The 12,267-nt window shown below is 37.7% G+C and carries 11 protein-coding genes; 1 reads left to right on the plus strand and 10 read right to left on the minus strand.

From position 1 onward, the window contains the following. Positions 1 to 38 precede the first annotated feature (38 nt). From OB_RS14635 to hpaB, 8 genes are all read right to left on the minus strand, one after another. Entirely contained in the window at positions 39 to 800 is a 762-nt protein-coding gene (locus OB_RS14635) for a fumarylacetoacetate hydrolase family protein (protein WP_011067262.1), read from the minus strand. Beyond that, entirely contained in the window at positions 797 to 1,588 is a 792-nt protein-coding gene (locus OB_RS14640) for a fumarylacetoacetate hydrolase family protein (protein ID WP_011067263.1), read from the minus strand. The genes OB_RS14635 and OB_RS14640 overlap by 4 nt, the downstream gene beginning before the upstream one ends. A gap of 107 nt (positions 1,589 to 1,695) precedes the next feature. After that, positions 1,696 to 2,622: a 2,4-dihydroxyhept-2-ene-1,7-dioic acid aldolase gene (gene hpaI, locus OB_RS14645; protein WP_011067264.1), complete on the minus strand. Its 927-nt coding sequence runs from the start codon at positions 2,620 to 2,622 to the stop codon at positions 1,696 to 1,698. 43 nt (positions 2,623 to 2,665) lie between these two features. Beyond that, positions 2,666 to 3,649 carry a 3,4-dihydroxyphenylacetate 2,3-dioxygenase gene (gene hpaD, locus OB_RS14650; protein WP_011067265.1) on the minus strand — a complete coding sequence of 328 codons (984 nt, stop codon included), beginning with the start codon at positions 3,647 to 3,649 and terminating at the stop codon, positions 2,666 to 2,668. A 26-nt stretch (positions 3,650 to 3,675) separates the two neighbouring features. After that, a complete protein-coding gene (gene hpaE / locus OB_RS14655; protein WP_011067266.1) occupies positions 3,676 to 5,199 on the minus strand; it encodes a 5-carboxymethyl-2-hydroxymuconate semialdehyde dehydrogenase in 1,524 nt (507 codons plus the stop codon). Positions 5,200 to 5,265: 66 nt separating this feature from the next. Beyond that, complete coding sequence (locus tag OB_RS14660) at positions 5,266 to 5,739, minus strand: flavin reductase family protein (protein ID WP_011067267.1); 474 nt, start codon at positions 5,737 to 5,739, stop codon at positions 5,266 to 5,268. Between the two features lie 20 nt (positions 5,740 to 5,759). Then, positions 5,760 to 6,587, minus strand: a complete 828-nt coding sequence (locus OB_RS14665; RefSeq protein ID WP_011067268.1) for an FAD synthetase family protein — start codon at positions 6,585 to 6,587, stop codon at positions 5,760 to 5,762. Between the two features lie 58 nt (positions 6,588 to 6,645). Then, entirely contained in the window at positions 6,646 to 8,142 is a 1,497-nt protein-coding gene (gene hpaB, locus OB_RS14670; protein ID WP_011067269.1) for a 4-hydroxyphenylacetate 3-monooxygenase, oxygenase component, read from the minus strand. 365 nt (positions 8,143 to 8,507) lie between these two features. Between hpaB and OB_RS14675 the strand changes: the two genes are divergently transcribed. After that, positions 8,508 to 9,398, plus strand: coding sequence for a LysR family transcriptional regulator (locus OB_RS14675; RefSeq protein WP_011067270.1), 891 nt, complete (start codon positions 8,508 to 8,510; stop codon positions 9,396 to 9,398). 135 nt (positions 9,399 to 9,533) lie between these two features. On the opposite strand, the gene nhaC is transcribed toward OB_RS14675, so the two are convergent. Together nhaC and OB_RS14685 are read right to left on the minus strand one after the other, a co-directional pair. Continuing rightward, positions 9,534 to 10,970 carry a Na+/H+ antiporter NhaC gene (gene nhaC, locus OB_RS14680; RefSeq protein ID WP_011067271.1) on the minus strand — a complete coding sequence of 479 codons (1,437 nt, stop codon included), beginning with the start codon at positions 10,968 to 10,970 and terminating at the stop codon, positions 9,534 to 9,536. A gap of 31 nt (positions 10,971 to 11,001) precedes the next feature. Then, on the minus strand, positions 11,002 to 12,264 hold the full coding sequence (locus tag OB_RS14685; RefSeq protein ID WP_011067272.1) for a dihydrolipoamide acetyltransferase family protein: 1,263 nt from the start codon (positions 12,262 to 12,264) through the stop codon (positions 11,002 to 11,004). Between the last annotated feature and the right edge of the window lie 3 nt (positions 12,265 to 12,267).

The following is a 12,267-nucleotide window of genomic DNA, read 5'->3' on the forward strand; positions in this document are numbered from 1 at the left end:
TCCCCCTTACTTTATTCATAAAGTTATCTTCACTTAAATTAGATAGATTGAAAGGTTTTCTCCCCAACGATTGTATTCACAAGTCTGCCTACACCTTCTACTTCTGTTATTACTTCATCGCCAACCTTTGTATCAACAGACCCTTTTGGTGTTCCAGTCAGAATAATATCTCCTGGATTTAATGTCATAAGTCCACTTAAATACTCAATAAGATGAGGTACAGAGAAGATCATGTCTGCAGTACTACCTTGCTGTGTGATTTCACCATTAACATAAGTAGTCAATTGTAAATTCATTGGATCTTCAATATCTTCTTTATCCACGACCCATGGACCAATTGGGGTACATGTATCCCGATTTTTCACACGAAGGTTTGGTCGATAGTAGTTTTCTAGATAATCACGAAGAGCGTAATCATTCGCCACCGTATAGCCACGAACATAATTATATGCTTCCTCTTTTTTAACGTTTTTCGCTGTTTTACCGATCACGACCGCTAGTTCACATTCATAGTGCATAAATGTTACATCGCTTGGACGATACGTTTCCCCAAGATGACCAATGAACGTATTTGGTCCTTTTAAAAATACCAATGGCTCTTTCGGTGCTTCTTTAAATGAAAGCTCTGCCGCATGATCCGCATAGTTTAGACCGAGTGTGAATACCGTTTTCGGTTCTACCGGTGGTAGCCATGTGACCTGTGACTCATTCACAATACGACCGTCTTCTAATTTAATTCCTTCGTTTGTTTCAACCGCATGTTGAATTAAACCATTATACGCTATTCGTGCGTGCCTCATACCATAACGCCTCCTACATCTACTTTCTCTTTTTCTACCTTATTTACTAAAGTTCCTATATTGTCGATCTCAATGATAACGCGATCATTTTCTTTTGCAATTGGAGCGTTTTCCGGAACACCAACCAATAATACATCACCTTCATAAAGCGTCATGAAATCTGTTACCTCTTCCATTAATTGTTCAACAGAACGGATTAAATTTGACGTTGTATTTTCCTGTTTTATTTCGCCATTGATGTAAACACGAATCCCAAGTTCATTTGGATTTTCTATAGCATCACGACGAAGAACCCATGGACCTATCGGGCAAAATCCATCCCTTGCTTTTTCTTTATATGCAGGACGATAATAACTCTCATTTGGTATACTTACATCATTTACGATCGTATAACCAGCCACATAATCTAGAGCGTTTTCTTTTCTGATGTTTTTAGCTGGTTTACCAATAACGACTCCCAAAGCAGCCCCAATAGATACCTTTTCTACTCCTTCTGGCAACGGAATTGTCATACCATATCCGATATGTGTATTAATCGGCTTTATGTATAAAATAGGAGCTTTTGGTGGAGTTTTATATGGATCCTCATTCATAGAAGACTCTAACTCGGCATATTCGCCTTTATAATTCAGTAATGTTCCATAAACTGTTCCATTTATAGGTACATCCAATGATAAATCATCCAAAGAACATTGCTTTCCATCGAATTTCAAAAGCTTTTGATCAGGTTGATAAATTCCTTCTTTTAATTGTTGAACTCCTTGGTGCTTAAATTTCACACTACTCATATAACCGCACTCCTTTAATGTTTTTAGAAAATGTACAGTCTAAATGAAGAAAAAGAGACCAGTAGCTTACTGGTCTTCATTCAATTTCCTCATATAAATCTATTAATCTAAACCGAAGCTATTTTTTCTATTTTTCCGTATTTCACAAGGGTGTCACGAATTTCTTCTTGCAATGCATCTGAAGGCAATCCCATTGGTCTACGTAATACGGGTTCAATCATGCCCATCATTCCGAGTGCAGCTTTCACTGGGGCAGGGTTTGTATCTTTAAACAGCACATCATTTAGGTTCATTAATTCAAAGTGAAGATCCTGCGCTCGTTTGATGTCCCCTTCTTCCCAAGCATTATGCATTTCTGCTACCTTCTTAGGCTCCACGTTAGCTGTTGCACTAATGGATCCAGCTCCTCCAATTGCTAGCATTGGGTAGCATAAAAGTTCAATTCCTGAAAACAATAAGAAGTCTCTGCCACAGTTAAGCAATACTCTATTAACATGTTCAAAGTCTTTATTTGATTCCTTCGCTCCAACAATATTAGGACAATCTTTTACTAGACGCGCCATCGTTTTCACTTCCATATTTTGCGCAGTCCGTCCTGGTATATTATAGATGATAATCGGAATATCTACGGAATCAGCTACTGTTTTGAAATGATCATACAATGCTTCCTGGTTTGGTTTATTATAATAAGGAACAATAACCATTGCGGCATCTGCGCCCATTTCTTCCGCTTTCTTTGTTACGTACATTGTTTCATCATGGTTAGTAGATCCAGTTCCCGGAGCGAACGGAATTCTACCATTAATAGTTTTGATTGCATTTTCCATTACTTGAACACGCTCTTCTGTAGTAAGCGAGCTTGGTTCTCCAGAAGTACCCGTTACAGAAATCGCATGTGTTCCATTTTCAATTTGAAACTCGATTAATTCAGACTGTTTTTTAAAATCAATATCTCCGTTCACTTTAAATGGTGTGATTACCGGTGCGATTGAACCTCTCAATCTTTTTTTTATAGCATCGTATTTCGTACTCATTTTATATATAACCTCCTGTTAGATTGCTAAATATATAGATTATTTATATTACGGTGCTTGGTTTTCTTTTTTCTAATGTTGGCTGTTTGGTGTCAATTTTTTCCCCTGTATAAACATTCAGGAATGTCGAAGCCTCGTCAAACCAACTATCTGGCGCTTCATGTCCCCAGAAAGTTTGACGTTGAGGATCATCTAAATCCCATTCAATTGGATCAAAATCAGAATCCCCAGTGTAATAATCGCCATTATACAATTCGATACGGTGTCCGTCTGGATCTCTTAAATATAAGAAGAATGCATTAGACAACCCATGGCGTCCTGGTCCTCGCTCAATTGTTTTAGATAATCCTTTTGCAGCTAGGTAGTCACATCCATCGATTAGGCTCATTGGGTCTTTTAACCAGAAACCAATATGGTGAAGTCGTGGTCCTACACTGTTCATGAAAGCTGTGTCATGCACGCCAGGTTTTCGGTGTAACCATGCTGCCCAAATATTATCTTCTCCTTTAGAAGTAGTGTACTCTGAGCAAGCAAAGCCAAGCTCTTTTATATAATAGTCATAAGCTTTTTGTACATCAGGTACTGCACAGTTGAAGTGATCGATACGCTGCACTTTTGCACCTACATGAATGTCAAAACGCTGCAGCATGCGCTCTACTTTATCCATTTCAAAATAGAATTCAACAGGCATTCCAGAAATATCTTGAATGCGAATGGTACGTCCAATTCCTTTTTGGGTACCTTTTTCCATCCACTTTACTTCTGTTCCTTGACTCTGAAAGAATGCTGCTAATTCCTCAAGGTCTTCGTCTGCATTGACTCGATAGCTAATTACTTCTACAGCTGCTTCTGGTTTCTTTTTTAACCAAAGGCAATGATGATTATGATCTTCAATTGCGCGATAGAAAATGTTCTCATCATCTGATTCCGTTTCGATTAAGCCAAGTGCATCATAAAACTCTCTTGATTTGTCTAAATCTGTAACATGAAGTACAGCACGTCCAGTACGTTTAATATCAAAGTTCATCTTGTTTCCCCTCTCCATTTTAGACATTACTTTCCAAACTGCGGTATATGATGATCACCAATGGCTACATGGATAATTTTTTGCTCGGTATAGAATTCAAATGCATAGTGTCCACCTTCACGTCCGATTCCACTATCTTTTGAACCACCGAATGGCGTTCTGAGGTCACGCACATTTTGCGAGTTCACCCATAACATACCTGAATCAATTGCATGTGCTACACGATGCCCACGTTTCATATCATTTGTCCATACATATCCAGCAAGTCCATATCTAACATCGTTTGCTTTTTCAATTACTTCTGTTTCGTCGTTAAATGTCATTACTGCAATGACAGGTCCAAAAATTTCTTCTTGCACAACACGCATTTCATTGGATGCATTTAGTAAAATAGTTGGAGCTACGTAATTGCCACGGTTTAATTCTTTAGGAATAACGCCGCTAATAATTTCACAGCCTTCTTCTTCAGCAATCTTGAGATACTTTTTTACATTGTTATAATGTTCCGTTTTTATAAGCGGTCCAATCTGTGTATTGTTTTCTAACGGATCACCAACTCGAATATTCCAAACCCGTTGTTTTAATTTTTCGATAAATTCATCTGCAATACTTTCATGTAGATACAATCTTGAGTTTGCTGTACAGCGCTCACCATTAAATGAGAATATTCCCCAAGTGGCTGCATCAAGGGCTCTTTCCAAGTCTGCATCTTCAAAAACGATAATAGGTGATTTACCGCCCAACTCCATGGAAAAACGTTTCAATGCATCTGCCCCATTTCTCATGATAGTAGATCCAGTAGTGGTTTCACCCGTGAAGGAAATAAGCTGAACATCAGGATGTTTAACTAATGCATCTCCTGCCGTTTCACCAAAACCGTGCACAATATTAAAAACACCATCAGGAAGACCAGCTTGATCGATAATTTCTGCCATCCGATTAGCAGTTAATGGTGACCATTCAGCAGGTTTTAAAATGACCGTGTTACCTGTTGCTAATGCTGGAGCAATTTTCCATGTTTCAAGCATAAATGGAGCATTCCAAGGAGTAATAAGTCCTGCGACACCAACTGCAGAACGTACCGTGTAATTAATGAATTCATCGTCTACTTGGTACACTTCTCCATACATTTGTGATTTCACGGTATCTGCGTAAAAGCGGAAGTTATTCGCAGAACGTGATACTTGTTTTCTCGTTTGGCTGATTGGAAGACCCGTGTCTAATGATTCTAATATTGCAATTTCATCCGTATGCTGTTCAATAAGGTCCCCGATTTTATAAACATATTCCAAGCGTTCCACTTGCTTTAAATTTCCCCACTCCCCTTTAAATGCTTTCTTTGCACTTTGGACAGCTTTGTCAATATCTGCTGCTTGACCTGAGGCTACACTATTAATCTTCTCATTGGAGAAAGGACTAATATTGTCAAAGGTCCCTCTATCTTCAGCATCCATAAATTCCCCGTTTATATATAGCTTAATATCATCTAGCTTGTTTGCTAATTCTTCATGTTTCCCAGATAAGACATCCACTTCTTGGTTTCCAGACATAATGTATCCACTCCTTTATTAAAATTTGCTATTTAAGTTATAATGGCTTCATTCAAGATACTTTTCTCAAACGCATTCTTTCTGTCTGTAATTTCCGTACTTGCCACAATAGAAAGTCAATGGATTGCCTTCCGTTAATTCCACATCTAGTACTCTACCGATAAACAAAGTATGGTCCCCAACTACAATCTCTTGATCCACATCACAGACAATGGAGGCTAACGAATCTTTAATAACCGGTATACCTTGAATAAAATCGAAATCAACACCGTCTTCTTTTTTCTTCTGACCAGCAAAATTCATAGAAATATCTTGCTGTTCATCTGAGAGGAAGTTTACTGCATATTGTCCGGCTGCTTTAATTTTATTTAGCATATTTGCCTTGTTATCAATAGAGATCGTTATCAGTTTTGGTTCCAGTGAAATTGACATAAATGCATTCGCTGTCATTCCATGTGCACCAGCACCATCATTTGTTGTGATAACCGTTACACCCGTTGCAAATCTTCCCATCGCATTACGAAACTCTCTGCTATCCATTTAAATTCCTCCTTTAATCTTTATACTGAAAGACTCTCTGTAAATTTGACCCTGCTGACAAATTCAATAGAACAATCATCACGGAACTCATGAACCGGTTCATTAAGTTCCAACGTATTGTCACCTCTCGAATTAGAAAACTGATGAAACTTTCCGTTCAAGGTTTTTGTGCCATGTTTCACCTTCACTAAATAAGATCCAGGACTCGGAAAAATGGATTTTTCGCTTGGATGAACTATTATATTTCCATTTATTTTATACTGGAGAACATGAACGCTTACCTCGTAATTTGATCCTAAATAATAAGGAACCAAATCCACATTCCCTTCCTGTATTAATCCCCTTACAAGGGTAGAACTTATCTTTTCTTGCAAGTAGGTTTTTTTCGGGATAACCGATAAACCAAACCCTAACTTTTCCGATTCTTTTTGGAGGTATGTGGTGTTCCCCTGTGCCTTAAAACCAAATGTGAAGTCAAAACCTACAACGACATGTTTTGTATTCGAATTAACGATATATTTTTGGATGAATTCAGCCGGAAGGAGTGAAGCGAAAGTGTAATCAAACTCCATGACAAATAACTTATCCACTCCTATAGATTCCATTTTTTTGATTTTTTGGGATAATGACATTAGGTACTTACGATTCTTATCACCTTTTAACACTTCATCCGGATGTGGACTAAATGTCATTGCTGTAAATAAGATATTTTGCTTTCTCGCAAGTTCCTTGGCATGCTTTAATAATTCTTGATGACCTAAGTGGACCCCATCAAAAAATCCAACTGCCATGATATGCGGTATTTGAGATAGTTGTTTATCCCTATGAGTTAGGTTTATCACTTCCATCACAGAATTCTCCTTCCTGCTAAACTTAAGTTGTAGTTTACATACGTTTATTAAATTTCTACTTTAAGACACTTCCTGTTGGAACGCTTAAAATTTTTGGCTTTTTAATATTTTGGCTTTCTAAAAACTCATCGACCATTGCTTTGTATGGCTCTTTATCATAATTGTCAAAGTAAGCCATACCCATTTTGACCGGATCGCCAAAGAAATAGTATTCATAATGCGTCTGACGGCTTCCAAATGAACTCATCGTCATATCCCACGCAAGACGGAATAATTGAACTCGTTCAAAGCCTTCCACATTCTTACCTTGCATAGCTCGATTTAAGATTGGTCCAAGTTCCTTATTAGCAAAGTCATCATAAGTTGGAATACCCATTAATCCCGATGCACCAAGAACTCTTAATATTTCTGCTAAACGCGGATATACTCGTGGAAACCAGTTTCTTGCTGCGTTCAATGCTTCAAAGTCTGGCGTCATCATTCCCCATCGGTCAATTTTTGCATTGTATTCTGCTTTGTACAGGTGCGATTTCATATTTTCTAATGCGAGCATTATTTCTGTACCTTTGTCTTTCACATGCTGAAATCCGTCAATACCGATTGAATCCATTAGCTTAAGTACAACACCAAGTAAAAATTCCACTTTTGCTATATCTTTGGCGATTACCTGATGGGACATGTGTACGACAGCATTTGTTTCAGCAAACGCACCATTACAAATCTCAGAATCCTCTAGAATGAAGATGCGATCCCAAGGAACAAGTACATTATCAAAGGCAACAATTGCATCTCCTTCTTCAAACTGAGAACCTACTGGATGATCGAAGTTATTCTTACCATAATCAAATGATTCACGACTTAGATATCTTAACCCTGGCGTATTATTTGCTATCGCAAAAGCAAGTGAATAAGGATCATCTTTTGCTCCTGATTTAACTACTGTTGACGGGAAAACAAAAATTTCATCTGTAATTCCTGCTTGGGTTGCAAGTAAGCGAATACCGTCCACGATAACTCCATCATCATTCTTCTCTACTACATGCAGAGCCACATTTGCATCTTTTTGTTCTGCTTGAATCTTTGCACGGTTTACTTGCGGATGAATTAATGTGTGTGTAAGGCTAATATCATTTTCTCTGGCATATTCAGCATATTTCTTTGCGTTTTCAGCAAATAATGAATTGCTTTTACCGTAGTAATCATAAGCTTTTTCCATTGTCATCACTTCTGAATTTAAATAGTCTGGAGAGCGTCCCATCAAACCTTTTGTAATTCCCTGCCACTCCATAATCGCTTCTCGACGTTCGATTAACTCTTCAATTGTTTCCGGTGCCATAAAAGTTTTACTCACTTTATCACCAGTTGTTGGAGATGTATAAAGCATTTTTTCCGGCTTTTCATATTGTAAATCATATAATTTTGCCATGGATTGGACGGCACCCTTAAATGCGGGATGCGTGGTAACATCTTCTACTCTCTCTCCATGGATATATACGTTGTTATTTGCCTTTTTTAATTTATCAATGTATTGCTGTCCTGTTTTAGCTGGCATAACTTTATCCTCCTTTAATTTTTATCCAATTTTTCTAGTATTTTGGTAGAGTGTTCACGAAATGTATTCGCTTTCATAAAGAACTAAAAAAATAAAGCATTAGCAAATCGGTCGGTCAATGAAAAACTGTGAATTAAATTTTAAAATATTTTAATAATTCAACCTTGTTTGTATCTTATCACGGCATAGTATATATGAAAAATATCTAAAAAATATGATTGTCATATATTTTAGATATACATTATATAAAATCCGTTTTACTCAAAGGCTAGTTAAATTTTTTGACTTTTTTGTTATTTGGTACTATTATTTATACATATTTGGATTATGTATTGCTTAGACAAGAGGTATCGGGGTGAAGAAAGATGGATATTAGACAACTGCGTTACTTTTATACGATTGCAACAGAAAAACAAATTACAAGAGCAGCAAAAAAACTTCATATGGCCCAGCCTCCATTAAGCCAAAGTTTAAAAGCATTAGAAGAAGAAATTGGTGTCCCGCTATTTGAAAGAAATGGCAAGAAAATGGAACTAACGGATGCAGGTGAAGTTTTATACAATAAAGCAGATTATTTTTTTAAGTTTTTTGATGAAGCGCTTACAGAAGTTAAAGAAACGGGTGAAGGGCTAAAAGGACAGTTGACCGTAGGCTGTGTAAAAACACTTTTTTCACACGTACCACAACATATTAAATCTTTTCGCGAGAAATATCCAAACGTTTCATTTGAATTAAGAGAAGGGGACTCTTACCTTCTTGCCGAGCAACTGAAAAATCGAAACATTGATTTGGCGATCGTTCGTCTTCCTCTAGATATGGAACCTTATTGTAGCCTCTTTCTACCTGATGAAAACTATGTGGCTATTATGCCAGAACAATGGGCAAATTCCTATGAAACTGACACCATTACGATGAACGAACTTGCCGATTTACCTTTAATATTATTAAGAAGAATTAGCGGCGTTGGTCAATACGAGTTGATTATGGACAGATTTGAAAAAAGAGGACTTACTCCCAATATCGTGACAGTTTGTCCGGATGTGGATATGATTCTTGAATTGGTTAATGTGGAAGTTGGAGCTTCCATTGTTCCAGCATCCACGCTTAAAAAACATTCTATTTCAGGTATAAAAAGTTTTGCTATTAAAGACGAAACGATTATTTCTAAGTCCGCGATTATTTGGCTAAAGGACCGTTATGTTTCCAAAAGCAAACAACGTTTTATCGATTTTTTTGAGGAGTCCATTGACAAATGAAAAACGGCTAATTCCTTCAAATTTAATGTAAAAAGAAGGAATTAGCCGTTTTTTAATATACTGTATAAACAACGAATCACACTAGCCAACTATGACCACACTACCAGTTACCTCATTCGTAAAACAATGGAAAACCTATCCCATCTTACTCTCTTCCCCCAATTCATCTGAAACAGAGTTTACTACTGCAGCTTCCGTATATGTCAGCGTCTTCCCAGTAATCCCAAAAAGAATCGTCAATATTGGGCATAACAAGCAAAAGAAAGCAAATGGCAAATACGCTAGAGTCGGTACACCTAAAACACTTGCAATGAAGACACCGCACACGCTCCATGGAACAAGCGGATTAACTACTGTACCTGCATCCTCTGCAACTCTTGATAGGTTTTTATTTGCTAAACCAAGCTTTTGATATTGCGGCTGGAACGTCTCTGTTGTTAAAAGAATAGAAAGATATTGTTCCCCTACCAACAAGTTAACTCCAATCGCATTTAGAGCCGAACTGATGATCACTGACTTTACAGAACGTAACATTCTTTCCACGGATTCAAATAGTCTTGGAACAATCCCTAACTTAAACAATAAGCCTCCCATTCCTAATGCAAGCAAAATGAGTGCAATGGTAAAAAACATACTCTCCATTCCGCCCCGTGTTAGCAAAGAATCGATTTGTTCAATACCTGTCTCTGAAACATAGCCTCCATATAGTATTCCGAGTAGTCCACCAACGGAAGGAATAGCTTGAAAAAACGAGACAAGGATAGCACTAATCGTACCAGCTGTGAGCGCCAATAATGCCGGAGCCTTGAAAATAGAGAAAATAACTAAGACAGCAAGTGGAATGACTGCATTATACCATTGAATCAGTCCTGTACTTAAAAGCCCTTGCTGATATAACTCCATTTCACTGAAATTAGCAGTTGAGATACTCGGTGATATTATTCCGAAAATCACCAGTCCAATCAGGAAGGCTGGTACTGTAGTCCACATCATATTTCGTATATGATCAAACAAATCGACCTTCATAATACTTGAGGCCATATTCGTTGTATCTGACATAGGTGACATTTTATCACCGAAGAAAGCACCGGATACAATTGCCCCTGCCGTGATAGCTACCGAAATATCGAGAGCCTGCGATATCCCGATAAAAGCCAATCCGACTGTAGCCACTGTTGTCAAAGAACTCCCTACACAAACACCAACCACAGAGGTTACGATTAAAACAATCGCATAATAAAAACGTGGGGTCACTAATTCAAAACCAGCATAGATCAAAGTTGGGATGGTTCCACTATAAATCCAGGCAGCTATCAAAATACCGATCATAAAAAAGAGGAAGACAGCACCCATTCCAGAAGTGGCTCCTTCAGAAAACCCTTCCTGTAACTTTTCATAAGGGACCTTTTTAATGATTCCATATACGATTAACAATAATAGTGAAATTGTTAAAGGGATATGAGGCGGAGCTTCATAATAGATAATACTGACACTCATAATAGCGATGATAGCTGTGATTACAAGGATAGCCTCTAGAAAAGACGGCATTTGTTCAGATTTAATTCGAAACATAATGCATCTCCTTCATTTTTTATTTGATAGATTAACGGAGTTCTATTAGTAGTAATCTTGGATTTTCGATTAATGCTTTGAACTTATTTGTAAAGGCTATTGCGTTTCCTCCATCGGTGACACGATGATCAAATGTTAGTGTCACATTCATCATCGATCGGATAACGATCTCGTCATTATCGTTTACCACGGGTGCTTTTTTCGTTTTGTGAAAAGCCATTAACGCGACTTCTGGATAATTGATAATTGGTGTTGCACCGATACTTCCCATTGGTCCAACATTGCTGATCGTAAAGGTGCTTCCCGTCATCTCTTTCAAAGATAGTGTATTTTCTTTTGCTTTTTTCATCAGTTCCTTCATTTCTCGGTGAATGGTGCGGATTGACTTTATATCAGCGCTCTGAATAACCGGAACAATTAACCCTTCTTCTGTATCCGTTGCAATTCCCATATGAATTCCTTTTTCCAATCTAATTTCCTCTTTTTCCTCATGAAGCTTAGCATTAAAGATTGGATATTCTTTCAACGCTATTGTTAGCGCTTTAATAAAAAACGCTGCAACAGATATATCCGCATCGGACTTAATTTCTTTTCGGAACTCCAGTAACTCAGTCATATCAACTTCTTCCATGTGATGAACATGTGGGATTGTATAAATAGATGTAGTCATTTTTTTGGCAATTTGTTTGCGCCGGCCTTTGAATGGAATAATCTCTGCTTCCTCTTCCTTAGCATCCACCTGTTCTTCTGTCTCTTGAAAGAATTGGTTTTGTAACTGTTCTACTTCTGGCTTAACCTTTGTCGCAGCGCTCTCTCTATTCTGAGAAAACTGCTGAACATCCTCAATCATAATGCGTCCATCTTTGCCAGTTCCTTCTACCAATTCAATATCTACATCAAGTTCTCTAGCAACCTTCCTAGTGTATGGTGATGCTTTTATTCGTTTAGGCCCGTTTTTCTGTTTCGTTTCTGTATGTTGGTTATCACTCGCGCTTAATTGTGTAGCTTGATTACCTTCTGCTCGTTGTATTTCTGAAGACTTCGTTTTCTCCATTGCATCCTCTGATTCAATCGTCATAATCGTTGTACCGACTGAAATCGTTGTTCCTTCAGCAATAAAAATTTCTTTTACTGTCCCTTTGGCTGGCGCTGTTATTTCAGCAACCATTTTTTCTGTCTGCATTTCTACAATGGGCTGATCTTCCTCAACCTGATCCCCTTCTTGAATAAAATAAGTCAGGATATCCCCCTCTGTCATCCCTTCTCCAATATCATGCAATTTAACTTCTACCATTCG

The sequence above is a fragment of the Oceanobacillus iheyensis HTE831 genome (assembly GCF_000011245.1).
In the GTDB taxonomy this organism is placed as follows: Bacteria; Bacillota; Bacilli; order Bacillales; family Amphibacillaceae; genus Oceanobacillus; species Oceanobacillus iheyensis.

Coding starts and splice junctions, on each gene's coding strand:
- OB_RS14635 (WP_011067262.1), bottom strand. CDS start 800: ATGAGGCACGCACGAATAGCGTATAATGGTTTAATTCAACATGCGGTT.
- OB_RS14640 (WP_011067263.1), bottom strand. CDS start 1,588: ATGAGTAGTGTGAAATTTAAGCACCAAGGAGTTCAACAATTAAAAGAA.
- hpaI (WP_011067264.1), bottom strand. CDS start 2,622: ATGAGTACGAAATACGATGCTATAAAAAAAAGATTGAGAGGTTCAATC.
- hpaD (WP_011067265.1), bottom strand. CDS start 3,649: ATGAACTTTGATATTAAACGTACTGGACGTGCTGTACTTCATGTTACA.
- hpaE (WP_011067266.1), bottom strand. CDS start 5,199: ATGTCTGGAAACCAAGAAGTGGATGTCTTATCTGGGAAACATGAAGAA.
- OB_RS14660 (WP_011067267.1), bottom strand. CDS start 5,739: ATGGATAGCAGAGAGTTTCGTAATGCGATGGGAAGATTTGCAACGGGT.
- OB_RS14665 (WP_011067268.1), bottom strand. CDS start 6,587: ATGGAAGTGATAAACCTAACTCATAGGGATAAACAACTATCTCAAATA.
- hpaB (WP_011067269.1), bottom strand. CDS start 8,142: ATGCCAGCTAAAACAGGACAGCAATACATTGATAAATTAAAAAAGGCA.
- OB_RS14675 (WP_011067270.1), top strand. CDS start 8,508: ATGGATATTAGACAACTGCGTTACTTTTATACGATTGCAACAGAAAAA.
- nhaC (WP_011067271.1), bottom strand. CDS start 10,970: ATGTTTCGAATTAAATCTGAACAAATGCCGTCTTTTCTAGAGGCTATC.
- OB_RS14685 (WP_011067272.1), bottom strand. CDS start 12,264: ATGGTAGAAGTTAAATTGCATGATATTGGAGAAGGGATGACAGAGGGG.